The following is a 24,745-nucleotide window of genomic DNA, read 5'->3' as shown; positions in this document are numbered from 1 at the left end:
TCGCTCCTCAAGCCTGGACCAGCGGGCCGGGGTTCTTCAGGTACTGCTCGCGGATCGCCCGGGCCGACCAGTAGGTCAGCGCGGCCACCAGGCCGGTGGGGTTGTAGCCCAGCCCCTGGGGGAACGCCGAAGCACCGGGGACGAACACGTTGTGCACGTCCCAGCTCTGCAGGTAGCGGTTCAGGGCGCTGGTTGCAGGGTCACTGCCCATGATTGCGCCACCGTTGAGGTGGGTGGTCTGGTAGCTGGCGGTGTTGAAGTGCTCCTTGACCTTCTTGCCGAGGATGGCAATGGACTTGGGGTTCATCGCCTGGGCGATCTTGCTCAGCTTGTCGACCATGAACTGGTTCATCTTGATGTCGTTCTCTTGCCAGTCGAAGGTCATGCGCAGCAGCGGCTGGCCGTAGGCATCGCGGTAGGTCGGGTCGAGGTCGAGGTAGTTGCCGCGGTACGACTGGTGCGCACCATGGGCGTCCATCGACACCTGGTGGGTGTAGTAGTCGGCGGTGGCCTTCTTCCAGGCGCTGCCCCAGGCCGGGGTGCCCGGCGGGTTGGCGACCCCGGCGATCGGCCGGCTGCCGGCCTGGTTGACCCACATCGGCGAGCCGCCAACGAACCCATGCGGCCCATGGTCGAAGTTGTCGGCGTTGAAGTCGTCGATGGCCACGCCGTTGCCGCCGGCACCGATGAAGTTGTTGGTGTAGGTGTCCTTGTCGAAGAACGCCTTGACCGTGCCCATGTTCTGGTAGGCGAAGTTGCGCCCGACCACGCCTTCGTTCTTCACCGGGTCATAAGGCTTGCCGATGCCAGACAGCAACATCAGGCGCACGTTGTTGAACTGGAAGGCGGCGAGGATGACGATGTCCGCCGGCTGCTCAACTTCGCGGCCCTGGGCATCGATGTAGGTCACCCCGGTGGCCTTGCGCTTGCTGTCGTCAAGGTTCACCCGCAGCACGTGGGCGTTGGCGCGCAGCTCGAAGTTCGGCACCTGGCGCAGCGCCGGCAGGATGTTCACGTTCGGCGAGGCCTTGGAGTACATGTAGCAGACGTAGCCGCTGCAGAAGCCGCAGAAGTTGCACGGGCCCATCTGCGCGCCGTACGGGTTGGTGTACGGCCCGGAGGTGTTGGCCGACGGCAGGTTGTACGGCTTGTAACCGAGGCTGGCCGCGGCCCTTTCGAACAGCTTGGCCGACACCACGTTCTTTTGCGATGCCAGCGGGAACGGGTTGGAGCGGTCAGGTGCGTAGGGGTTGCCGCCCTTGCCTTCGCCAACCCGCTTGCCGTTGACGGTCCAGGCCTGGCCCGAGGTGCCGAAGACCTTCTCGGCAAAGTCGAAATGCGGCTCGAGCTCCTCGTAGCTGACGCCAAAGTCCTGGATGGTCATGTCTTCGGGGATGAAGCGCTTGCCGTAGCGCTCCTCGTAGTGACTGCGCATGCGCAGCTCCATCGGGTCGACCCGAAAGTGCACGCCCGACCAGTGCAGGCCCGCACCGCCAACGCCCTTGCCCGGCAGGAAGGCGCCCAGCTGGCGGTTGGGCAGCGCGACATCGTTGACGCTGTGGCGGATGGTGACGGTCTCTTTCGACACATCGACGAACAGCTTCTTGCGCACGCTGTAGGTCAGCTCGTCGATCACCTGCGGGTAGCTGCCGTCCGGGTAGGTGTCCTGCATCGGCCCGCGCTCCAGCGCCACCACCTGCAGCCCGGCTTCGGTGAGCTCCTTGGCCATGATCGCGCCGGCCCAGCCGAAACCGACGATCACCACGTCAGCCTTCTTCATTGCATTGGCCATGCCTTACGCCCTCTCGCCACGAATCGAAACTGCCGGGAACGGGTATGGCGCGTTGCGCTCGACCCAGTCCATGAAATCTGCCCGGGCGCCCGGGAAGCCGATCTGCGTCCAGCCGACCATGCCTTTGTTGCCGCCGTGAATCGGGTCGCAGAAGAAGCCTTCGCGGGTGTTCTGTACCAACAGGCTAAAAAACACCTTGGCCGGCAACTGCTCGAAAACGATCTCACCGGCTTCGATCTTGCCGAGAATCTTGTCTCGGGTAGCGCTATCTTGCTCGGCAAAGGTTTTACCGCTGGCGTTTTTGCTCCAGGCCTCCGTGGCGGCTATCCCTAAGCGGTAGATCTGTTGCGGGCTGAGTTGCAGCTGGTAGCCGAGCTCCGGGGCGGCGTCGGCCTTGAATGGGCCCTGCATGTACCACTGGGCGCCGGTGGCGTAAGGGGTGTTCATCTGGCGGTCGATGAATTCGGCAGCGCCAGCCTCCAGTGCCCCGGGGCCGAGTTCGTCGGCAGGGATGATGCGCGACACGGCCGCTTGCAGGAACGCCCACTCTTCAGCGGTGAAGAAGGTCGGCTGATAACTGCCCGCCGGGGGTGTGGCCGGCACCTTGCCGTGTAAGGGTTCGTCGCGCACAGGCTCGGCCAGCAACTGGCTGGCACCGAGGCCGGTACTGGCCACGGTGACCACCGGGATCAGGGTCAGGGTCTTGCGCAGGAAGTCCCGGCGCGGGTTGTCGGGGGCATGCTCAGGCATTACGGGTCCTCATCAGCATTGGGGCGGCCTTGGGTTGCGCCATCTGGTGTCCGGCCGGGCCGGAAAAGCCGCGTAATCTAGCTGGTTTGAAAATGTTTTGAAACCGGTTTCAGAACCTGCGACATCGCGATCCTTGACATGCCCCCCTGTGGGAGCCGCGCTTGCCGGCGATCGAGGGCAAAGCCCTCGCCTGTTACCTGCAGGATTTTTGAAGCCTCGACCACCCTGGGGCCGCTGTGCGGCCCATCGCCGGCAAGCGCCGCTCCCACAGAAGAACTGCTACACCTTAAAAATCGAAGGTATAACCCACGATCACCCGGTTCTCGTCCGCCGCATCGGCAAAATTCGAGCGCATGCTCGCATTTCGCCAGCGCATCGACACGTTCCTTAATGGCCCCGACTGCACCACATAAGTGATGTCCGTGGTCCGCTCCCACTCCTCGCCTTCACCGCCCCTTGCCTCGAGCGCCCTGCCCTTGGCCGTCGCTATGCGCTGTGGGTCGACCTGGTCCCCCTTCACGTAACGCACGTTGAACGTCAGCCCGGGGATGCCCATCGCAGCAAAGTTGTAGTCATAACGCAGCATCCACGCACGCTCGCTGGCCAGGGCGAAGGTGCTGATCTGCTGTTCGCTGAACAGGTAGGTATCAGTACCCCCCACATAGGCATAGGCGGTAGTGCCGCTGACCTTCTGGTAGCCGCCGCTGAAGGTATGACCGCGCAGGCTGTAGCCGAAGTTGGTGCTCAAGGTGCGGTTGTCGACCTCCCCCAGCAACGCCCTGCCCTGTTCCCTGGCGTTGAACCAGCGCCACTCGGTGAACGCCTCACCCGGCCCCATGCCGATGCGGTACTTGAACCCGGCGAAATCACGGTGGAACAGGTCTTCGAGCTCGCTGCTGTGCAGGCTCACGGTCAGGTTCTTCGACGGTTGGTAATCGGCCCCGGCGTAGTACAGCCGGTCGCTGCTCACCGTCGCTGAATAGGCGCCCTGTTGCGCCATCGCCGTCAGGTCTTCGAAGTCGGTGGAATCGCGCAGCTTGGTCGCATCCACCTGCAACAGGGTGAAGGTGAAGTCGTCCAGGTCCTTGCTGACCACCTGCGCCCCATTGAACCACTGCGGGAACAGGCGACTGTAATTCGACGCCAGCAGCGGCAGTTGCGGGCTCAACCCACCGGCCTGCAACTCGGTCCGCGACAGCTTCGCCTTGAAGGTTGCAACTGCTTTGCCGTAGTCGTCGGCAGCACGCTTGTCGCTGCCTCGCGGCAACAATCCGGTGCCGCTGCGATCGGGCGAGGAGTCGAGCTTGATACCCAGCATGCCGGTCGCATCCAGGCCAAAGCCGACAACACCGTCGGTATAGCCGGATTGCCACTTGAGCATGAAGCCTTGGGCCCACTCGCTGCGCCGCGACTGGCTGGCGGTATCGCCATGGAAATCGCGGTCAAAGTAGAAGTTGCGCAACTCCAGGCTGCCCTTGCCATCATCGACAAAGGCTGCCTGGGCCGCCGGACACGCGCAGCCAAGCGCCGCGAGCATCAGCGATGCCCGCTGGGAAAGGGAGATGTTCATGGTTTCGCCTTGTTGTTGTTCTTGTTGGAAAGCAGTGGAACTCAGGCTTTGGGGTTCCTGACGTAGCGCATCACCACCAGGCAGGCGATCAGGATCAGCGGGGCAATCGACAGCATGCCCATGTAGCTGCTGCCGGTGAGGTCATTGATCTTGCCGACCATCACCGGGGCGACGATGCCGCTCAACTGGCCGACCGAGTTGATCGCCGCCGTGCCGGTGGCAATGGCCAGGCCCGAGAAGGTCGACTGCGGGATGGTCCAGAAGATCGGGATGGCGATGAAGGTGCCGGCCGTGGCCAGCACCAGCGCCGCCATCATCGCCCAGGAGGAGTCCGCGTACAGGCAGGCCAGCAGGTAACCCAGCGCCGAGGCCAGCAGGCAGTACACCAAATAACGCTTGCGCTCGCCGGTGCGGTCGGAGCGCCGGGTCAGCAGCACCATGCCGATGCAGGCCACCGCATACGGCAGTGCCGACAGCACGCCGACCCAGAGCATGTCTTGCACGCCGGACGACTTGATCAGGTGTGGCATCCAGAAGTTCAGGCCGTAGGACGCGGTTTTCACCACGTAGTAGATGAACGCCATGATCGCCACTTCGCGGGTCAGCAGTACCCGCCAGATCGACCCCAGCACTGGCTTCTGCACGCGTCGGTCCTGGGCCAGGTTCTCTGCCAGCAAGTCTTTCTCCTGGCGGCTCAGCCATTGGGCCGACTCGATGTCGCGGTCCAGTTTCCACAGCACCAGGCCACCCAGCAGCACGCACGGCAACCCTGACATCAGGAACAGCCAGTGCCAACCCGCCAGGCCCAGCACGCCATCCATGGTCCCCAGCAGAAAGCCCGCTGCCGGCCCGCCCACGGCGCCGGCCAGGGGCACGGCCAGGAACCACAGGCCGTTCATCTTCGCCAGGTGCTTGCGGGGGAACCAGCAGGCCAGATAGAACAGGATCGCCGGGCCGAACCCGGCCTCCATCACCCCGATCAGAAAGCGCAGGAAATACAGCGTGTACTGGGTGTAGGCGAACACCAGCGCCGCCGTGGCCAAGCCCCAGGACACCATGATCCGGCAGATCCACGCCGGCGCCCCGTAGCGTTTTAGGCCCAGGCTGCTCGGCACTTCGAACAGTACGTAGCCGATGAAGAACATGCTGGCGGCCAGGCCATAGGCGGCATCGCTCAGGCCCAGCTCAGCCTGCATCTGGGTCTTGGCGAAGCTGATGTTGATGCGGTCAAAGTAGGAAAAAAGAAAACAGATGATGGCCAGCGGCATGATGCGCCAGGCCACGCGGCGGTACAGCAGCAGTTCATCGATGTGGCTGTCGGCGCGCTCGCGCGCCACTTCGCCGGTCAAGGCAACCATGGTGGATCTCCATTCTTGTAATTATTGGAGAGCGGCGGCGCCCTTTGTGGGCACCGCGTGCAACGCGTCAGGCAATGCGCACGAGCTTGTCCTTGAAGGCCTGGCCCTTGCGCGCGTACTCGGCGGCATTGGCCTGCAGGCCAGCGATGGCTTCCGGGCTCAGTTCCCGCACCACCTTGGCCGGCGCCCCGAGGATCAGCGAGTTGTCGGGGAACACCTTGCCTTCGGTGACGATGGCACCGGCACCGACCAGGCAGTTGCGGCCGATGACCGCGCCGTTGAGTATCACGGCCTGGATCCCGACCAACGCACCATCGCCGATGCTGCAGCCGTGCAGCATGGCCTGATGGCCGATGGTGACGTTGCGGCCTACAGTCAGGGCAAAGCCCGGGTCGGCATGCAGCACCGCGCCTTCCTGGACATTGCTGTGCTGGCCGATGCGGATCGGCGCGTTGTCACCGCGCAGCACCGCCTGCGGCCACACACTGGCGCCCTGCTCCAGGGTGACGTCGCCAATCACCGTGGCCTCTTCGGCAATGAAGGTTTCCGGGTGAATGGCCGGTGCCAGCGTGTCGTATCGATAGATCGCCATTCAGTGCACCCCCTGGGCCTGTTCGTCGGTTTTCAGCACGCCAGCCGCGCACAGTTCGGCAATGTGCTCATCGCTGTAACCCAGCTCGCGCATGACCTTGTACGTGTGTTCGCCAATGCGCGGGATCGGCCGGCGCGGCTGCAGGCGCTGGCCGTCCAGCGACAGCGGCAGCAAAGGCATCGGCGTGCAGCTGCCATCTTCCAGCAGCAGGTCCGCCAGGCCACCGCTCTGGGTCAGGTGCGGGTCATCGAACAGCTCTTCCGGGCGGCGGATCGGCGCGAACGGGATGCCATTGGCCTCCAGCTCCACAGCCAACTGCCGGGCGTCGAGGTTGGCGAACACCTCGGCCAGGTGCGCCAGCAGCCGCGGCCGCTGCAGTACCCGGTCATTATTGGTGGCCAACGTCGGGTCATCGAGCAAGGCCGTCTGGCCCAAAAGCTGGCACAGGGCATGCCACTGGCCCTCGCCCGTGGCGGCAACGAACATCTGCTCGCCACCTGCGAAGGTGAACACATCGTAGATGGCCCAGGCACTGATGCGGTTGGGCATCGGCGCCGCCGCCTGGCCCGTCACCACGTACTGCTGCATGTGCTGGGCCGCAAGCAGCACGCAGTTCTCGTACAGCGCGCTCTGCACTTCACGGCCGAGCCCGGTGCTGTTGCGCTCGTTGAGCGCGGCCAGCACACCAATGGCACCGAACATGCCACCCATGATGTCGTTCACCGAACTGCCGGCCCGCAGCGGGCGGCCCACCGGCCCGGTCATGTAGGCCAGGCCGGCCATCATCTGCACCACTTCGTCCAGGGCCAGGCGGTTGTCGTACGGGCCGCTGAGGAAGCCCTTGTGCGAGGCGTAGATCAGCCGCGGGTTGCGCCGGCGCAACGTGGCGTAGTCAAAGCCCAACTTGAGCATGCGCCCGGGCTTGAAGTTCTCGATGAACACGTCGGCGGTGTCTATCAGCGCCAGCACCGCTTCACGGCCCTGGAGCGTGTCGAGATCGACGGCGACGCATTGCTTGTTGCGGTTGAAGGTGCGGAAGAACCCCGCTCCCGCCCCCAGCAGCCGGCGCGTGCCGTCACCGCGGGTGGGTTCGATCTTGATCACTTCAGCGCCCAGGTCGCCAAGGATCATCCCACAGGTGGGGCCCATGACCATGTGCGAAATCTCGACGACACGAATGCCGTCCAAAGGGAGTCTGGACATTATGCGTTTCCTGGGTAGTTGAGCGGCAACCCGGCGCGGGCGATGGCGCCGTAGAGCGGTTCATCCGGCAAGGCCTCACGCAGCAACTGGCGCGAGGCGATCAGCGCCGGCAGGTCGATGCCGGTGTCGAAACCCATGCTCTGCAGCATGAACACCAGGTCTTCGGTCACCGTGTTACCCGACGCTCCCGGTGCGAACGGGCAACCGCCAAGGCCGGCAAGCGATGCATCCAGCTCGCGAATGCCCTGCTGCACCGCCACCAGGCTGTTGGCCAGGGCCAGGCCACGGGTGTCGTGAAAGTGCGCGGCGCGCAGGCGCTCGCCGGCAATGCCGCGCACGGCCTGGATCACCGTCGCCACCTGGCCGGGGTTGGCGTAGCCGGTGGTGTCGCCCAGCGAGACCAGGTCACAGCCCGCCTCGATCACCTGGCGGGTCAGCTCGCACAGGTCGGCCAACGGCACATCACCCTGGCGGGTGCAGCCAAAGGCCACCGACATGCCGGCGATCATCTGCACATCGTGACGCCCCAGCTCGCTGCGCAGCTGGCACATGCGCCCCAGTTCCTCGACCATTTCCTGCGGCGTGCGGCGCACATTGGCCAGGCTGTGGGCGGTGCTGACAGACACCGGCGCAACGATGCGCTGGGCGCCGGACTCCAGCGCATCCTGCGCACCGCGCAGATTGGGCGCCAGCACCGTCACCAGCAGGTCGGGGTAAGTCAGGGCGTGGGCCACCACCTGCCTGGCGTCAGCCATCTGCGGCAGCAGCCGGGCCGGCACGAACGAGGCGACTTCCATATGGCGCACGCCGGCGGCATAGGCGTTGTCGATCCAGCGCAGCTTGGCGGCGGTCGGCATCACCGTGTGCAGGCTTTGCAGGCCATCGCGCATACCGACTTCATTGATGGTTATTGTTGTCATCGGGGTCTCTCTGTCTGAAGCGTGGGGCCAGACTAAGAGCAGGACGGCAGGCAGAAAAGACGTGTTTCACGGGCTGATCCATCGTCAGCCGCGATGGATCAACCCCGTGTTTGCCAGGCCGGCGCGCGCAGCAGCAAATGGTCGAGCAGGCGACGCGCAGACAGGCTCAAGGCATGGCGGTCGCGCATGCAAATGACGAACTCGCCCAACGCCCAGTCGTCGGTCAGCGGGATCACCCGCAGGTCGAACAGCTGCGCATAGCGCGCCACCGCCTCCTGCGGGAACACCGCCAGGCCCAGGCCAAACTGCACCAGGCGATAGGCCGCATCGAACGACGACACGTACGAGCGAAAGCGCAGCTCTTTGCCCGCCGCCTCGGCGCTATTGCGCATGAAGGTGTTGAGCGTGGCGAAGGCCGACAACCCCAGGTGCTCGTAGTCCAGCGTCTCTTCGAACGCGATGCTGCCCCGCCCGGCCAACGGGTGCTCGGCGCCGACCACCACGGCCAGATGATCCTGCCGGTAGGGCACGAACTCCAGATCGCCGACTGCCATCGACTTGCGGCAGATGCCCAGGTCGGCGCTGCCTTCAGCCACCCCGCGCACCACATCCGGGCTGAAGCGTTCTTCGATATCGGCCTGGATCAGCGGGTTGTCGAGCATGAACGCCGACAACTCTTCAGGCAGGAACTCCATGATCGACGACACGTTGGCCAGCACCCGCACATGCCCGCGGGCGCCTTCGGCGTATTCGCTCAATTCGCTGTCCAGGCGCTCCATGGCCCGGGTCAGGCCTCGGGCATGGCGCAACAGCGCAAGGCCTGCCGGGGTAGGCTCGACGCCGCGCTTGCTGCGCTTGAGCAACGCCGTGCCAAAGCGCGCTTCGATATCCGAAATCCGCTTGCTGACCGCCGACGGCGCCATGAATGCGCGCTCGCTGGCACGGGCGATGGTGCCGGCCTCGCAGACCACGATGAACAGGTGCAACGACAGGTGATCGAGGGGCTGCATGGCGGTACCCGTTGCGCAAATGGTAGCCATCCTAGCACCTGCCGGTCGGCTTAAGGCCGTATCATGGCCCCTCTACTCCCGAGGCCCGCCATGTTCGATTGGGAAGATCTGCGCCATTTCTCCGCGTTCACCCGTACCGGCTCGCTGTCGGCAGCGGCCAAGTTGCTGGGTGTCGACCACGCCACCGTGGCCCGGCGCATCGCTGCGCTGGAGGCTGCATTGAACCTCAAGCTGGTCGACCGCCGCCCCAGGGCCTACGCGCTGACCGAGGAAGGCCGCCGGGTAGGCGAATATGCCGAACAGATGAGCCAATCGTCGTTCGCCCTGGAGCACTTCGCCAATGCCGGGCAGCAGCAGGTGGAAGGCGAAGTGGTGCTGGCCGCCCCGCCCGCGTTGCTCGGCAGCATCATTGCCCGGCGCCTGGGCGCGCTGCTGCAGCGCTACCCGCAACTGCGCCTGAAACTGGTCGGCAGCAAGTCGCGGGCCTCGCTTGCGCGCCGCGAAGCCGATATCAGCATCACCCTGGCCAGGCCCACCGAGCCGACGCTGGTGGCCAGCCTGCTGGGTTATCTGGATTACCGCTTGTACGCCGCGCCCGCTTACCTGCGCAGTACGGGCGCGCTGCGTTACATCGGCTACGACGAATCCCAGGCCAAGTCGCCGCAGCAGCAGTGGCTGCTCAGCCAGGCCGGCAACCCGCCCTTGGTGCTGCAGAGCAACGACCTGCGCATCCAGGCCCAGGCGGCTGCCGGCGGGGTTGGCATCGCCTGCCTGCCGGCATTCATGGCGCAGGAGCATGGCCTGGAGGTCGCCGGCCAGGACCAACAGCAGATGAGCATCGAGATCTGGTTGGCCGTGCACGAGGACGTTCGCAACACCCCCCGCATCAAGGCCGTCACCGACTTCCTGCAGCAACAGGTCAAGCCGCTGCTGCGCTTGTGAATTTTTGCGGATGGCGACTGCGCCGATTCGGGATTTTCGCAGCCAGGCATCACCGCTAAGCTTCCCTGCATCGCACAACCGATCACTGAGGAGCAGCGGATGCAATACGTCAAACTGGGCAACACCGGCCTGGACATCTCGAAACTGTGCCTGGGCTGCATGACCTTCGGCGAACCGGATGCCGGCACCCACCCCTGGACCCTGGGCGAAGCCGACAGCCGCCCGATCATCCGCCACGCCGTCGAGCAAGGCATCAACTTCTTCGACACCGCCAACAGCTACTCGGCCGGCACCTCCGAGATCATCCTCGGCAAGCTGCTCAAGGAATTCACCCGCCGCGAGGAAACGGTGATCGCCACCAAGGTGTTCTTCCCCGCCAACATGTGGGAAGGCAGCACCCGCCCCAACGAGCAGGGCCTGTCACGCAAGGCGATCATGGCCAACATCGACGCCAGCCTGGCCCGCTTGGGCACCGACTATGTCGACCTGTACCAGATCCACCGCTGGGACTACCACACGCCCATCGAAGAGACCATGGAAGCCCTGCACGACGTGGTCAAGGCCGGCAAGGCGCGCTACATCGGCGCGTCGTCGATGTATGCCTGGCAGTTCGCCAAAGCCCAGCAGGTGGCGGCCAGCAATGGCTGGAGCCGCTTCGTGTCGATGCAGAACTACCTCAACCTGATCTACCGCGAGGAAGAGCGCGAGATGATCCCGCTGTGCCTCGACCAGGGCGTCGGCCTGATGCCCTGGAGCCCGATGGCCCGCGGCCGCCTGACCCGGCCGCATGGGCAGCAGACCGCGCGTACCCGTACCGACATCTCCGGGCAATCGTTCTACGAGAAGACCGAAGTGGAAGATGGCCGGGTGATCGACGTGGTCGAGCAGATCGCCGGCGAGCGCGGCGTGCCGATGGCGCAGGTGGCGCTGGCCTGGGTGCTGGGCAAGCGCGGGGTGTCGGCGCCGATTGTCGGCGCCTCGAAGGTGGCACAGCTGGATGATGCGATTGCGGCGTTGGCGTTCCAGCTGAACGACGAGGATATCGCCCGGCTGGAAGCGCCCTATGTGCCGCATGCGGTGACAGGGTTCAAGTAAACCTGCGCTGGCCTCCGGTTACTGTTGTGACGACTGGAGTACATCTGTACTCCTGCCGGCCTGGGCGTGCCAACCCTGTAGCAACACTGCCAGGGCCGCCAGCCCCGCCGGCACCAGCAGCGAGGCGAACACCTGGGCGAAACTCCAGCCCAGCGCCAGCATCTGCGCACCGGCAAAGGCACTGAGGATGGCACCGAAGCGGCCGATACCACTCATCCAGCTGGCGCCGGTGGCGCGCGCCTCGGTCGGGTAGAACGCCGCCGCCAGCGCATTCATGCCCACGCTCGCCCCGTTCAGGCCAAAGCCCACGGCCCAGGCGATGGCGCACAGCCAGGCGAAATCGCCGGCCACCTGGCCAATCGCGAAAATCACCGCACCACTGAACAGGAAGGTCAGCATCAGCACCCGCTGCGGATGGCAGCGGTCCATGGCCCAGCCCACCGAAATCGCGCCGACCGGCCCGCCGATCTGGAAGCAGGCCGTGACGATGGCCGCTTGCGACACGGTGAAACCACCGCCCTCCTTCACCAGGGTTGGCAGCCAGCCGCTGAACAGGTAGACCAGGAACAGCGCCAGCACGTAGCCCGTCCACAGCATCAGTGTGCCGAAGCGGTAGCGTGGCGAGAGGATGGTGCCGATGGCACCGCCCTTGTGCGTGCGGGTGGCGGGCACCACGAAGGTGCTGTCGGGGCCGCCGTATGCCGGTGCCAGGCGCTGGACGATGCGCCGGATACGCTGCGGGTCGGCGCGCTGACTGACCAGGAAGGTCACCGACTCAGGCAACCGCCAGCACAGCAATGGCAACACCAGCAGCGGCAACACCCCGCCCAGCGCCAGCACGCTGCGCCAGCCCAGGTTGGGGATCATCCAGGCGCTGACGAAGCCGCCCAGCGCCGCCCCCAGCGAGAAACCGCAGAAGGCCAGGGTGATCAGCAGCGAGCGGCTGCGCGCCGGGGCGTATTCGCTGACCAGCGTGCTGGCGTTGGGCATCGCCGCGCCCAGCCCCAGGCCGGTCAGAAAACGCAGCGCCACCAGGGTTTCCAGATTGGGGGAAAAGGCCGAGGCCAGGGTCCACAGGCCGAACAGCAGCACGCTGCCGAGCAGCACCGCCTTGCGCCCGTAGCGGTCGGCCAAGGGGCCTGCGACCAGGGCACCGAGGGCCAGGCCGATCAGCGCGGCACTGAGCACCGGGCCGAGGGCCTGGGCGCCCAGTTGCCATTCGCTTTTCAGTTGCGGGGCGATGAAGCCGATGATGGCGACGTCAAGGCCGTCCAGGGCGATGATCAGGAAACCGAGGAAGACCACCCATTTCTGGTAGGCGCCGATGGGTTGCTGGTCGATCAGTTGGCGTATGTCGATTGGATGGTTCATTTGCCTAACCTCTTGTTGTTCTTATTGAGGCCATTCGCGGGCATGCCCGCTCCCACAGGAACTCCACTGCCTTCAGGTTCACCCGTATCCTGTGGGGGCGGGCAAGCCCGCGAAGAGGCCGGTACAGGCGACTTCAACCGCGCAGGCGCACCGGTTTGATGATCCGCGTCTCCTGCGCCACCACCAGGTCGCGGGTGGCCTGCAGGTACGCGGCAAAATCCGGGTCGGCATCGCGCGCCGCGCTGCGCCGCTCGAAATCCTCCAGGCTGTCATAGGCCCACAAGTGCACCACCTGGTTCAGCGGCCCGATGCTGCTGACGTAGAACCCCAGCGGAGCCCCCAGGTGCCGGCGCAGGATGGGCATCGCCAACTGCTCGAAGGCTTCGAGAAACGCCGCCATGCAGCGTGGCCGGATGGTGTAGATACGGTGGTCGACAATGGCCCTGTCCATCACGCCACCTCCCGCGCCTGATCGGCACTGGCCAGCCCCTGCTCGACCCCGGCCAGGTGCCGCCCGGTGATGTAGCCGAAGGTCATGATCGGCCCCAGGGTGATGCCGGCGCCGGGGTAGTTGCCACCCATGATGCTGGCCCGGTCGTTGCCCACCGCGTACAGCCCGGTGATGGCGCGCCGTTCGCCATCGAGCACCTCGCCGACCACGCTGGTACGGATGCCATCGAACGTGCCCAGGTCGCCCATCACCACCTTCACCGCAAAGTACGGCCCGTCACCCAGCGGCGCCACGCACGGGTTGGGCTGTTGTTGGGGGTCGGCCAGGTAACGGTTGAACGTGGTACTGCCACGGCCGAATTGCCGGTCCTCGCCATGCACCGCACCCAGGTTGTACTCGCGCACCGTGTGTTCCAGGCCTTGGCCATCGATACCTGCCTTGGCCGCCAGCTCGGCGAGGGTGTTGCCCTTGAGCAGGTAACCGTTACGCAACAGCGGCCCCAGCGGCATCGGCGCAGGCTTGGCATAGCCCAGGCCGTACTTGGCCAGGGTGCGCCGGTCGCAGACCAGCCACATGGCGGTTTCCGGCTGCTCGGCACAAGCCTCGATCAACGCTGCGCCGACATCGTGATACGAGTTGGATTCATTGGTGAAGCGCTTGCCGCTGCGCAGCACGCCGATCACCCCTGGCTTGTAGCGATCGAGCAGGTGCGGGAACGCCACCGGCTTGCCACCCGCCATCGGCACCTTCGAAACCGGCATCCAGGCCGCCGCTGCCTGCAGGCGGATGTCCACCTTGCCGCCCAGGGCCTCGGCCATGCGGGCACCGTCGCCGGCGTTGCCCGCCGGTACCGGCGAAAAATGCTCGCCGCCCCGGCGTACATGCGGGTAAGCCTGTTTCAGGCGCTGCAGGTCATGGGAGAACCCCCCGCACGCCAGCACCACGCCCCGGCGCGCCTCGATGCGCAATTCGCCCCCTTGCTGCTGGGCCAGTGCCCCGCTTACCCGCCCGCCTTCGCGCAGTAGCTGCCGCGCCGGGGTACCCGTGAGGATCGGGATGCCCAGGTCCAGCGCCGACTTCACCAGCCGCGCCGCCAGGGCATTGCCACTGGTGACCTGGGTGCCGCGGCGATACAGCAGCAGTTCCTTGAAGTGGGTCAGCAGCCGTTTGGCCACGTAGCCGAACGAGGCCAGCGAGCGGGTGACGTTGAAGAAGTGCTTGAGGTCGGCGTTCGACGAATTGAACATCATGCCGATGAAGGTGATGGTTTTCAGCGGCGGGCGCAGCCGTGCCATGTCTGCGCCAAGGCCACGAATATCGTAGGGCGCGGCCAGGATCGAACGGCCGATATCGACACCGCCCTCGACCTGCGGGTGGTAGTCCGGGTACAGCGTGGGGACGAACTTGACCGTGGTCTCGCGCTCGAAGAATTCCACCATCTGCGGCCCATATTGCAAGAACGCTTCGACGCCAGCCGCATCGAAACAGGCGCCGGTTTCGTTGCGCAGGTAGGTCAACGCCTGCTCATGGCTGCCATTGCGGTCATGCCGGTTACCCGGCACCCACAGCACGCCACCGGAAAACGCCGTGGTGCCGCCAAAGCAATCGTCCTTCTCGATCACCAGCACATCCAGGCCGTGCTTTTTCGCCGTGATCGCCGTCGCCAGGCCACCGGCCCCGGCACCGATCACCAGCACATCGCAGCTGCGCGTGTTCATGCCTTCACCCCCTCGAAGCCGGGGCGCGGGATCAGCGCCATGGGCATGCTCTCCAGGCCACCATCCACGGTCAGTTCGGCGCCATTGATGTAGTCGGCACGCGGGCTGGCGAGGAACAGCACGGCATCGGCGATATCCTGCGGTTCGCCGATGCGCTGGTTGGCGGTCATCGCGCTGCGCTGGCGTTCGACCTGCGGGTCGGCATAGAACGCCGCCGACAGCGGTGTGCGGATCAGCCCCGGGCACACGGCGTTGCTGCGCACCCCGCGCGGCCCCCACTCCACGGCGATCTGCCGCGACAACATGCTGACCCCGGCCTTGGCCGCGCTGTAGGCGCCGCTATGGGGTTGCGGGTAATGCGCGGCGATCGAAGCCACATGCACGATGCGCCCCTGGCCGCGGGCAAGCATCGCGCGGCCGAAGCCTTGCGCGCACAGCAGGTAGCCACTGAGGTTGACCGCCAGCACCTGGTTCCACTGCTCCAGGCTCAGTGTTTCCAGCGCCCCAGGGCGCAACACGCTGGCGTTGTTCACCAATACGTCGCAACGGCCATGCAGCGCCTGCACCTGGGCAGCGGCCTGCTCGACGCTGGCCGGGTCGGCGATATCGCAGGCCAGCGCGCTGACTTCACCGACACTGTGCTCGCCCAGGCTGGCAGCCAGCTCGCGGCACCTGTCGAAGTCGCGGTCCAGCAGCACCACATGGGCCTGCTGCTCGACCAGCGCGGCGGCCAGCGCCGCACCGATGCCACCGGCCGCGCCGGTGACCACGCAAACGGCTGAATCCAGGCCCAGCCAGTTGGAGGAAATCTTGTTGTTATGCATGCTGCTCTCCAGAGTGTCGCTTGATCTGGCGAACAGCCTAGGGCCGAGTGGCAGGCCGGCAGAATGGACAAAACCTGCAAGCGTGGCCACATTCCGGTCAATTTTGTGCCCGGCACCTGAAGCCCGCGCCTGGCTGTGGCACAGTGGCCGGGTAGCGATCAGAACAATTACAACAACATGAACAAGATCCCCAACTACGCCCTGTACGGCGAAACCGCGCAGCCGGTGTGGCACGAATCCCTGCATGTGGAGCAGATCTCCCAACGCTCCGGCGCGCACAACTGGGAAATCGCCGCGCACCGCCACGACGGCCTGCTGCAGCTGCTGTACCTGCAGAGCGGCAGCGGCGAAGTGCTGTTCGACAGCGAGCGCGTGCAGGTTTGCGCACCCTGCGTGGTGTATGTGCCGGCGCAGGTGGTGCACGGTTTTCACTGGGCCGGCGAGGTCGAAGGCCAAGTGATTACCGCTGCTCAGCCACCCCTTGAGAGCATTGCCCAGGTGCTCGCACCCAACCTGCTGGCACCGATCCGCAAGCCTCAGGTGATCGCCCTGCCCCTCTGGCCCGCCGAAGAGGATCCGCTGCTGCCGCTGTGCCTTGCCCTGCGCGAGGAATACCACAACCGCGCCGCCGAGCACGTGGCCAGCAGCATGGCGCTGCTGCTGGCCCTGCTGATCCAGGCCTTGCGCCATGCCCAGGTGGCACCCGACCCGGCACATCGCCCCGCGTCACGGCGCAGCCAGCAACTGACCGGGTTTCGCGAGCTGGTGGACAGGCATTACCGCGAGCATCGGCCCTTGGGCTTCTATGCGCGTGAGCTGGGCATGACCCTGGCGACGCTGGGGCGCCTGTGCCAGGAGCACCTGGGGATGACCCCGATGAATGTGATCAATGCCCGGCTGGTGCTGGAGGCCAAGCGGGTACTGGGGCATTCGGATGCGAGCGTGAAGGCGATTGCCCATGAACTGGGGTTTGTCGATGTGGGGTATTTCAGCCGGTTCTTTCGCAAGCAGTGTGGGGTGAGCCCGAGTGAGTTTCGCGGTGAGAAGCCAGGGTAATGTGCCGCCTGTGCCGGTCTCTTCGCGGGCAAGCCCGCTCCCACAGGTACTGCATGACAGCCGACTACCGGTGATTTCTGTGGGAGCGGGCTTGCCCGCGAAAAGGCCGGCGCTAGTACCCCGTCATCTCCAGATACCCCCGCCCTTGCGCGCTGCCGCTCACCCGCACGGGCCCTTCCCAATAGGGGAACCGGGTGCCCATCCAGGCCTTGGCCTGCACCGCCTCGACTCGCACATCCAGCTGCACCGCGGGCACCTGAACCCGCCAGCGGGTCGGCACGCGCTTGCCGTTGTCCTGGCTCGTCCAGTCCATCGGCGTCAGCTCGACCTCCGCCGCCTTTAACGCACGTACCTGCCCGTCAGGGCCCACCCAGGTACCCGCCCGGTACGGCTGCCCCTGGTCTTCACGCACCTGAAACAGCATCAGCTTGGCGCCACTGCCCAGGTGCAGCGAAAACCAGTCCCAGCCACGTTGCCCGGCCGCCAACGGCTGGCTGCTCCACTCCCGGTCAAGCCACGCCTGCCCGGTTACCGGGATGCGCTGCCCGTCCCGCTCGACCTCGCCACTGACCTGGTAGAACGGCTGGCTGTAATAGTACGAAGCCTGGCCCTTGCCGGACTTTTCGCTGTAACCCCGATCGCCGTGCAACACCAGCGGCTTGTCGCTGGCCAATGTCAGGTCATAGCGAAAACCCTGGCCGCTGGCACGCATCTGCAAGCGCTGGATGCTGTCGTCACCTTGCAGCGACCAGTCGTTGATCCACGCCCGGAACGGCCCAGTCTCGACGCCAGCCTGGCCGATGCCGCCACGGGCCAGGGTTTCGCTGACCTGGTGGCCGCTCGGGTCGGTCAGGGCGGCATGGCCCATCCACAGGTTGGGGCTGTTCCAGCCGTGGGTCTCGGGGCCGGGGCGCAAAGCTGACCGGAACAGCGTCCATTGCACACCCCAGTCACGGCCCTGGGCATCGCGCAGGTTGGCGGTGACGTACCACCATTCGATGCGATAGCCGTCGTGGGCGCCGTGGTCGCGGGGGAACACCAGCGCGGTGTTGCGCGTGACCTGCCTGAACGCCGCCGCCTCGGCGCCAAGGCCGGCATAACTCCTGGCCGGCGGCGCGGGCGCGTCACACCCGGCCAGCAGCAGGCAGGCCAGCAACAGCCAGGCCTCAACCTTCATCGGCAAACCGCCGCAACAACTCACTCGGCTGGCGCCGCGCCAGTTGCCACAACGGCCAGGCGCTGGCCAGCAGGCTGGTGAGCACGCCAAGCGCCGCCAGTTGCAGCAGTTGGCTGGCGAACACGTGCCAGGGCAACCGCCACCCAAAGGCCTGGACATTCACTACCGCCACCAGGCACCAGGCCAGCAGCAACCCGAGGGGGATGGCCAGCAGCACGGTAAAGCTGCTGAGCATCAGCGTCTGGCCCAGGCTCAGCCAGGCCAGCCGGCGGCGCGGCACGCCCAGCGCCCACAGCGGTGCCAGCTGGCCCAGGCGCTGCTGGCCCAGGGTCAGCTGGCTGATGAACAGCGCCACGCCGGCCACGCCCAGGGTGAGGCTGTTCAGGGCTGCGGTGACGGCGAAGGTGCGGCTGAATATCTGCGTCGACCAGGCTTTCAGACTGGCCTGTTCGACCAGTTGCGATTCGTCCAGGCCATAACGCTGCTGCAACGCGTCCTTGACCTTGGCAACCTGCCCAGGCCGGATCAGCAGGCTCAGGCCGCTCAGGCTGGCCGTCGCAGCGTGCTGGCGCAGCCAGTCGGCATTGACCAGCACCTGCCCTTTCGGATTGCCATAGTCGGCGTGAATGCCAACCACCCGCATGGCCTGTGGCGGTTCGCCCGGCAGCTGCACGGCATCCCCGATGCCTACTCCAAGGCGCCGCGCCAATTGTTCGCTGAGCATGGCGCCCTGCCCGTTGGCCAGCTGCGCCCAGGCGTCCGGAGCCTGCTCCAGCAGTGGCCAGTGGCTGCGATAGAACGGGTGATCGATCACCCCTTGCACCTGCACCGGCCACTGCTGCAGGCGCCATTCCACTCGCCAGCTCGGCAGCACGGCATAGATGTCGGGGGCCTGCTGCAAGTGCTGGTACATCTGCAGCGCCTGCGTGCTGTCGCGGGGTGTGACATACAAGTCTGCGGCCAGGCGCTGGTCGAGCCAGCCGACGAAGGTGCGGCGGAAACCTTCGGTCATGCCGCCCACACCGACACTCGCGGCCAAGGCCAGCAACAACGCCATCAGCGCCAGACTCAGCGCTGGCAACTGCTGGCGGCTGTCAGCGATGAACCACTGCACCAGCGGCCGCCGGGCATGCCGCGCCAGGCCAGCCAGCAACAGGGCCAGCGCGCCCGGCAACAGCAATGCGGCCGCCAGCAACAGTGCGGCCAGCAGGGTGAAGGCGCTGGGCAGGCTATTGCCGAAGGCGCCGCAGGCAAAGGCCAGCAACGCCAGGGCTGCGGCAAACCGCGCCTGGCGCTTCAACCAGGGCAGCTGGGCCAACCGCCAGGCCTGCGGTTGAGCCAACGCCAGCAACGGCAACCGCGCGGCGCGCAACAGGCTGTCGATGCCGGCCAGCAAGGCGCCGAGCAGGCTCACCGCAATACCCACCAGCCACCAGTACAGCGGCAGGTGCAGCTGCCCGGACACTTGGGCGCCATACAGGCCACGCAGGCTGGAAGCGAAGTCGGGCAGCAGCAGCGCAGCCAGCAGGTAGCCCGCCGCCACGCCCGCCAGGCCACCGACTACCGCGAACAGCCCAAGCTCCAGGGCCAACGCAGCCAGCAGCGCCTTCAGGCTCACGCCGCAAGCGCGCAGGGTGCGCATCAGGCCACGTCGCTGCTCCAGCGCCAGGCCGATGGCGGCATGGGCAATGAACAGCCCGACCACGAACGCCAGCAAACCAAGGGCCGTCAGGTTGAGGTGAAAGCTCGCCGTCAGGCGTTGCAGGTCGCTGTCATCGCCCGCTGGCTGTACCTTCAAACGCTCGGCGAAAGCCGGTGGCAATGGCTGGTCGGTGTCGCTGAGCAGCCGTGTCAACTGCCTCGGCGCATCGAGCAAGGCCTGGGCCACGCCGATATCGACCAGCAGCACGCCGGGCGCCAGTTGTTCATTCAGGGCCAGTGGCGGCAAAGCCTGACCATCGGCCGTGCGCAGTTTGCCCGCCAACTGGCGCAAGGTATCCGGCCCGGCCCAGGCTTGCCCGGGTGTGCCGATGAAGGCCTGTAGATCGAGGCTTGCCGGGTCGGCACCGGCGACGGCCATGCCAGGCAACAGGCTGAGCGGCTCTATGCCGATCAGCCTCACGGTAACGGCCGGCTCGCCGGCCAGGCGCAAGCGCCCCTCCAGCACCGGCGTCACGTGCCAGCCTTGCCTGCGCAGTTGCACGTACAGCGCCTGGTCGAAACGCTGCCCGTCGCGCGCGACGATCTGCAGGTGCGCCGGCCCGCTCAAGACGGCGCTGGCCTGGGCATAGTCGCTGCGCGCCTGGGCGTTGAGGGCCTGCACACCGGTCCACAAGGCCGTGGCCAGCCACAAGCCGGTGAAAATACTGATGCACTGCAAGCGGTGGCGCCACCAGTGGCTGCCCAGTGCCTGCAGGGCGAGCAGCAGGTTGTTCATCAGCCTTGCACCCGGCCTTGGTGGAGCACGCAGCGGCGCTGCAGGCAGGCGGCCAGGCGCGGGCTGTGGGTCACCATCAGCACACTGCTGCCGGCCTCGCCAACCAGTTGCAGGAGCAAGGCCAGCACCTCGTCGCTGCTGGCTTCGTCGAGGCTGCCGGTGGGTTCGTCGGCGAGCAACAGCGCCGGTCGGCTGGCCAGTGCCCGGCCGATGGCGACCCGTTGCTGCTGGCCGCCGGATAGCTGCTCCGGGTAGCGGTCGAGCAAGGCTGTCAGCCCCAAGCGCTCGGCCAGGTAGGCCAGCCACTGCGGGTCGTGGCGCTTGGCCAGGCGTGCCTGGAAGGCCAGGTTGGCGGCCACGTCGAGGCTGCTGATCAGGTTGTACTGTTGGAACACCAGCCCGATGCCCTCGCGCCGCCACCGGGCCAGGGCGGCTTCGCCTTGGCCATGCAGGGGGGTGCCGTCGATGAGGATGCGCCCGCTGTCGGCGCGATCCAGGCCGGCGACCAGGTGCAGCAAGGTGCTCTTGCCGCTGCCGGACTCGCCCATCAGGGCCAGGCTGCTGCCGTGGGAGAGCGTCAGGTCGACGCCGCGCAGGACCTGGAGCGGGCCTTGGGCGGTGGGGAAAGATTTTTGCAATTGCTCGATGACCAACATGGGGGCTTTGGCCTTTAGACTCGGGTCCGACCTTAGGCATAGCTGCTTGCAGCGCTTGTTGGCAAATGCTTGTGTTGTATTTCAGGGCCCTTTCGCGGGCAAGCCCGCTCCCACAGGTACTGCGCAGGGCTGAGGTCCAAGGTGATCCTGTGGGAGCGGGCTTGCCCGCGAAGGGGCCGGGGCAGGCAGCCTAGTTCACCAACGCATGCTGCACTTCCCCCACCGTCGCCGCCAGGCTGTTCAGGTGCAAACTGAGCACCTGCTCCACCGGCGCCTGGTCCAGCGGCCAGTGCAAGGCAATGCTCCCGGCCAGTTGCCCCTGCACCCGCACCGGCAAGGCAATCGCCCGGATCAGGAACGGCAAGCGCACCGGATACTCCCAATACCCCTCGGTACGCTGCCCGAAGCCCTTCTGCACATCGCCTTCCAGGTCACGCAGCAACGCTTCACCGCCGACCCGCTCATGCTGGGCCAGGCGCTGCACCTCATCCACCGCCAACTCCTTCAGGCACGCCCGGCCCATTGCCGAATGGAACAGGCTGGCATGCTGGCCGACGATCTGGCAGTTGTTCGGGTAACGCTTGCGCAATACCTGGGGAATCGCGCTCTCCATCACCTCCAGCCGCTCGCCGTCGAAGCACGACAGGTCGACCACCAGCCCGGTGCGCTCGCTCAGGTCCAGCAACAGCGGCGCGGCGCTTTCCACCAGCTGGCGCTTGAAGCGCTGCTGGCGGTCGCCGAACAGGCGACGGGCGCACAGGCGGTAGCGCCGGTCGCTGAGCCCACGGTAGACCCAGCCCTGTTCCTGCAAGGTGGCGAGCATGCGCGAGGCCGTGGCCTTGGGCAGCCCGGTGAGGTAATGCAGCTCTTCCAGGCCGAGGGCCTGATGCTCGCCAAGCAGTTCGACGATGGCCAGCGCACGCTCCACCGAGCGCACGCCGCCGCTGTCTGTGGCTGTGCCCATGTCTCCGACCTCCCTGTCTGTGCGTGGATGGTCATCATGCCCAGCAAGATACGGGCCGGGCCAGCCCTTTCAGCGTACCAACAGGCTTGGCGGCGGGCGCCGTTCCACCCAACGGGTCAGCTGTTCATGGGCGTAGGCCAGCTGCAGCACGGCATGGTCGGCCTGGGCCGGGCCTATGATCTGCAGGCCCGTGGGCAGCCCGGCGGCGTTGAAACCGACCGGCACGCTCATGCTCGGCAAGCCAGCCAGGGTCGGCCCGATCACCACCTCCATCCAGCGGTGGTAGGTGTCCATGGTCCGCCCCCCGACCACCTTCGGCCACGCCTCGGCTGCGTCGAAAGGGAACACCTGGGCCGCCGGCAACAGCAGGAAATCGTAACGCTCGAACAGTTTCTGCATGGCCTGGTACCACGCGCTGCGGTCCAGCGACGCCTGATACACAGCAGCAGCGCTGAGCTGCAGGCCACCCTCCACTTCCCATTGCGCCTCGGGCTTGAGCAGCGCCCGCTTGGCTGGGTCGGCATAGGCCGCCGCCAGGTTGCCGTGCACCAGGAAGTGGCGGTGGGTCAGCCAGCATTGCCATAAGCGCGCCTGATCGAACGCGGGCTGGCAGGCCTCGACGGTACAGCCCAGCTCGGCGAAATCGGCCAGGGCGGCTTCGCACAGACTCAGCACCCCATCTTCCATCGGCAGGTAACCGTCGTAGTCGCCCAGCCAGCCGATCCGCGCCCCCTTGAAGTCACGCTGCAGCCCCGCCGCAAAATCCCGCCCGCCGTCATTGAGCGACAAGGGCACCCGCGCATCATGGCCGGCCTGCACCGTCAGCAGGCGGGCGACATCGGTGACGCTGCGCCCCATCGGCCCCTCGGTGGCCAACTGCTGGACGAACAACTCCGGGATCGGCCCATAGGGCACCCGCCCCAGCGACGGGCGCAGGCCGAACACGTTGTTGAACGCCGCCGGGTTGCGCAGCGAGCCCATCATGTCGCTGCCATCGGCCACCGGCAGCAGGCGCATGGCCAGCGCCGCCGCGGCGCCACCGCTGCTGCCCCCGGCCACGCGACTGTGGTCGTAGGCATTGGTGGTGGTGCCGAACAGCGTGTTGTAGCTCTGCGAACCCAGGCCGAACTCCGGCACATTGCTCTTGCCGATGATGATCGCCCCGCTCGCCCGCACCCGCGCCACGCTGATGGCGTCGTGTGCCGGCACCTGCTCGGCGAACAGCGGCGAACCCAGCGTAGTACGCAGCCCGGCCGTGGCGGCCAGGTCCTTGATTGCCTGGGGCACGCCATGCATCCAGCCCCGGGACTGGCCGCGCGCCAGTTCGCGGTCGCAGGCCTCGGCCTCGGCCAGCAGGTCTTCCCCTTCGCGCAGCGACACCAGCGCATTGACCTGCGGATTGCAACGCTCGATATGGCCCAGGTAAGCCTGCATCACCTCGCGGCACGCCACCTGGCGGGCATGAATGGCCCGGGACAGGGCCTCGGCGTCGAGGGCGACGATCGGGTCGATAGCTAACGCGTTCACGGTTTCACTCCAAGGTTGTAGGCCACGGCCTTGCTGGCGCGCGGTGCTTCTTTCAGGCAATAGGTGCCGAGCAGGGTCAGCAGGCAAGCGAACAGCACGTAGAACGATGGCGCCACCGGCGTGCCGAGCACCTTGCTCAGCCAGGTGACGATCAGCGGCGCGAAGCCGCCGAACACCATCACCGCCACGTTGTAGGCCACGGACACGCCGGTTGAGCGCACCTCGACCGGGAACTGTTCGGCCAGCGCGGTCGGCGCCGGGCCGAAGAAGCCGCCAATGGCAGTGCACAGCAGCAGTTGCATCACCAGCAGGCGCTCGATCGACGGCGCTGCGGCCACCCATACATACAGCGGGTAGACCATGACGAAGAACGCCAGGGTGAAGGCCATCAGCACCGGCCGCCGGCCGAGCCGGTCCGACAGCGCGCCGGAGAGCGGAATGACCACGGTCATCAGGCCCACCGCGAGCATCTGCACCAGCAGCACCTGGTCCAGCGGCAGGCCGAGGTTCTTGTGGGCGAAGGTCGGCATGTTCACCAGCACCACGTAGAACGACACCGTCGCGCCACAGGCCAGGCCCATCGACACCAGCAAGCTGCGGCGGTGCTCACGCAGCACCTGCCACAGGCTCGGCGCCTGGCCCTTGGCCTGTTTGCGCGCCTGCAGGAACTCCTCGGGCTCTTCCATGTGCTTGCGAATCCACAGCCCCACCGGGCCGATCAGCAGGCCGAGCACGAACGGAATCCGCCAGCCCCAGCTGTCCAGCGCCTCGGGCGTGCACAGGTGGGTGACCAGCGCGACCATCGCCGCCCCGGAAAACACCGCCAGGCACTGCCCCACCAGCTGCCACGAGCCATACAGGCCCTTGCGGTTGGCCGGCGCGCTCTCCACCAGAAACGCCGTGGCGCTGGCGTACTCGCCGCCGGTGGCAAAGCCCTGCAGCATGCGCGCGACCACGATCAGCAGCGGCGCGCCCATGCCGATGGCCAGGTAGTTGGGGGCGAAGGCGATCATGGCAATCGACACGGTCATCAGGCGGATGATCAGCTGCATCGCCGCCTTGCGCCCCTTGCGGTCGGAATACACACCCAGCAGCACCCCGCCCACCGGGCGCATGAAAAAGCCCACGCCGAACGTCGCCAGGGCCATCAGCAGCGAGGCGTATTCGTCGTCCGAGGGGAAGAACTGGCGGGCGATGATGCTCGCCAGAAAGCCGTACACGATAAAGTCATACCACTCCAGCGCATTGCCGATGACCGCCGCGACCACTTGCCGGGTACGCGACGCGCCTGAATTGGAAATCTGCATGCGGAACACTCCATCTTCTGTTCAA

Annotated in this window: 21 protein-coding genes; 3 read left to right on the top strand and 18 right to left on the bottom strand. The window is 66.3% G+C overall.

Translation table 11 applies throughout. From position 1 onward, the window contains the following. Positions 1–7: 7 nt before the first annotated feature. The 8 genes from CAF78_RS25975 to CAF78_RS25940 all read right to left on the bottom strand — a co-directional run bounded on the left by CAF78_RS25975 (position 8) and on the right by CAF78_RS25940 (position 9,195). Positions 8–1,792 (bottom strand): GMC family oxidoreductase, encoded by a 1,785-nt coding sequence (locus CAF78_RS25975; protein ID WP_085679693.1) that lies wholly within the window; start codon positions 1,790–1,792, stop codon positions 8–10. A 3-nt stretch (positions 1,793–1,795) separates the two neighbouring features. Beyond that, the gene (locus CAF78_RS25970) at positions 1,796–2,542 is read right to left on the bottom strand and encodes a gluconate 2-dehydrogenase subunit 3 family protein (RefSeq protein WP_085679691.1); all 747 of its coding nucleotides are present in this window, start codon (positions 2,540–2,542) and stop codon (positions 1,796–1,798) included. A 286-nt stretch (positions 2,543–2,828) separates the two neighbouring features. Next, positions 2,829–4,112 carry an OprD family porin gene (locus CAF78_RS25965; RefSeq protein WP_085679688.1) on the bottom strand — a complete coding sequence of 428 codons (1,284 nt, stop codon included), beginning with the start codon at positions 4,110–4,112 and terminating at the stop codon, positions 2,829–2,831. A gap of 41 nt (positions 4,113–4,153) precedes the next feature. After that, entirely contained in the window at positions 4,154–5,470 is a 1,317-nt protein-coding gene (locus tag CAF78_RS25960) for an MFS transporter (protein ID WP_085679685.1), read from the bottom strand. Between the two features lie 67 nt (positions 5,471–5,537). Beyond that, positions 5,538–6,062, bottom strand: a complete 525-nt coding sequence (locus tag CAF78_RS25955) for a gamma carbonic anhydrase family protein (RefSeq protein WP_085679678.1) — start codon at positions 6,060–6,062, stop codon at positions 5,538–5,540. Continuing rightward, positions 6,063–7,265, bottom strand: coding sequence for a CaiB/BaiF CoA-transferase family protein (locus tag CAF78_RS25950; RefSeq protein WP_085679675.1), 1,203 nt, complete (start codon positions 7,263–7,265; stop codon positions 6,063–6,065). It abuts the gene before it with no gap. Beyond that, positions 7,265–8,185: a hydroxymethylglutaryl-CoA lyase gene (locus CAF78_RS25945; protein WP_085679672.1), complete on the bottom strand. Its 921-nt coding sequence runs from the start codon at positions 8,183–8,185 to the stop codon at positions 7,265–7,267. The genes CAF78_RS25950 and CAF78_RS25945 overlap by 1 nt, the downstream gene beginning before the upstream one ends. A gap of 98 nt (positions 8,186–8,283) precedes the next feature. After that, a complete protein-coding gene (locus tag CAF78_RS25940; protein ID WP_085679669.1) occupies positions 8,284–9,195 on the bottom strand; it encodes a LysR family transcriptional regulator in 912 nt (303 codons plus the stop codon). A 90-nt stretch (positions 9,196–9,285) separates the two neighbouring features. Here CAF78_RS25940 and CAF78_RS25935 point away from each other — a divergent pair, with 90 nt between their 5' ends. Then, positions 9,286–10,137 (top strand): LysR family transcriptional regulator, encoded by an 852-nt coding sequence (locus CAF78_RS25935; protein WP_085679667.1) that lies wholly within the window; start codon positions 9,286–9,288, stop codon positions 10,135–10,137. A 99-nt stretch (positions 10,138–10,236) separates the two neighbouring features. Continuing rightward, the gene (locus CAF78_RS25930; protein ID WP_085679664.1) at positions 10,237–11,232 is read left to right on the top strand and encodes an aldo/keto reductase; all 996 of its coding nucleotides are present in this window, start codon (positions 10,237–10,239) and stop codon (positions 11,230–11,232) included. 18 nt (positions 11,233–11,250) lie between these two features. Here CAF78_RS25930 and CAF78_RS25925 read toward each other — a convergent pair whose 3' ends face one another. From CAF78_RS25925 to CAF78_RS25910, 4 genes are all read right to left on the bottom strand, one after another. Then, the gene (locus CAF78_RS25925) at positions 11,251–12,603 is read right to left on the bottom strand and encodes an aromatic acid/H+ symport family MFS transporter (protein WP_085679661.1); all 1,353 of its coding nucleotides are present in this window, start codon (positions 12,601–12,603) and stop codon (positions 11,251–11,253) included. Positions 12,604–12,736: 133 nt separating this feature from the next. Then, positions 12,737–13,054 carry an NIPSNAP family protein gene (locus CAF78_RS25920; RefSeq protein WP_085679658.1) on the bottom strand — a complete coding sequence of 106 codons (318 nt, stop codon included), beginning with the start codon at positions 13,052–13,054 and terminating at the stop codon, positions 12,737–12,739. Next, positions 13,054–14,772 carry an FAD-dependent oxidoreductase gene (locus CAF78_RS25915; protein ID WP_085679655.1) on the bottom strand — a complete coding sequence of 573 codons (1,719 nt, stop codon included), beginning with the start codon at positions 14,770–14,772 and terminating at the stop codon, positions 13,054–13,056. The genes CAF78_RS25920 and CAF78_RS25915 overlap by 1 nt, the downstream gene beginning before the upstream one ends. Then, positions 14,769–15,596: an SDR family NAD(P)-dependent oxidoreductase gene (locus CAF78_RS25910; protein WP_085679652.1), complete on the bottom strand. Its 828-nt coding sequence runs from the start codon at positions 15,594–15,596 to the stop codon at positions 14,769–14,771. Before CAF78_RS25910 ends, CAF78_RS25915 begins: the two co-directional genes overlap by 4 nt. A 177-nt stretch (positions 15,597–15,773) precedes the next feature. Between CAF78_RS25910 and CAF78_RS25905 the strand changes: the two genes are divergently transcribed. Next, the gene (locus tag CAF78_RS25905) at positions 15,774–16,652 is read left to right on the top strand and encodes a helix-turn-helix domain-containing protein (RefSeq protein WP_085679705.1); all 879 of its coding nucleotides are present in this window, start codon (positions 15,774–15,776) and stop codon (positions 16,650–16,652) included. 112 nt (positions 16,653–16,764) lie between these two features. Here the strand turns inward: CAF78_RS25905 and CAF78_RS25900 are convergent, their stop codons facing one another. The 6 genes from CAF78_RS25900 to CAF78_RS25875 form a co-directional block, all read right to left on the bottom strand. Further along, complete coding sequence (locus tag CAF78_RS25900) at positions 16,765–17,829, bottom strand: lipocalin-like domain-containing protein (RefSeq protein ID WP_085679648.1); 1,065 nt, start codon at positions 17,827–17,829, stop codon at positions 16,765–16,767. After that, positions 17,819–20,266: an FtsX-like permease family protein gene (locus CAF78_RS25895; RefSeq protein WP_085679645.1), complete on the bottom strand. Its 2,448-nt coding sequence runs from the start codon at positions 20,264–20,266 to the stop codon at positions 17,819–17,821. The genes CAF78_RS25900 and CAF78_RS25895 overlap by 11 nt, the downstream gene beginning before the upstream one ends. Next, positions 20,266–20,922 carry an ABC transporter ATP-binding protein gene (locus CAF78_RS25890; protein ID WP_085679642.1) on the bottom strand — a complete coding sequence of 219 codons (657 nt, stop codon included), beginning with the start codon at positions 20,920–20,922 and terminating at the stop codon, positions 20,266–20,268. The genes CAF78_RS25895 and CAF78_RS25890 overlap by 1 nt, the downstream gene beginning before the upstream one ends. A 190-nt stretch (positions 20,923–21,112) precedes the next feature. Then, on the bottom strand, positions 21,113–21,886 hold the full coding sequence (locus tag CAF78_RS25885; RefSeq protein WP_085679640.1) for an IclR family transcriptional regulator: 774 nt from the start codon (positions 21,884–21,886) through the stop codon (positions 21,113–21,115). A 69-nt stretch (positions 21,887–21,955) separates the two neighbouring features. Continuing rightward, complete coding sequence (locus tag CAF78_RS25880) at positions 21,956–23,413, bottom strand: amidase (protein ID WP_085679637.1); 1,458 nt, start codon at positions 23,411–23,413, stop codon at positions 21,956–21,958. Further along, positions 23,410–24,720, bottom strand: coding sequence for a citrate-proton symporter (locus CAF78_RS25875; protein ID WP_085679634.1), 1,311 nt, complete (start codon positions 24,718–24,720; stop codon positions 23,410–23,412). Before CAF78_RS25875 ends, CAF78_RS25880 begins: the two co-directional genes overlap by 4 nt. Between the last annotated feature and the right edge of the window lie 25 nt (positions 24,721–24,745).

The sequence above is a fragment of the Pseudomonas sp. R28(2017) genome, from assembly GCF_002112505.1.
GTDB lineage: Bacteria > Pseudomonadota > Gammaproteobacteria > Pseudomonadales > Pseudomonadaceae > Aquipseudomonas.
This window is presented reverse-complemented; position numbering and strand designations above follow the sequence as displayed.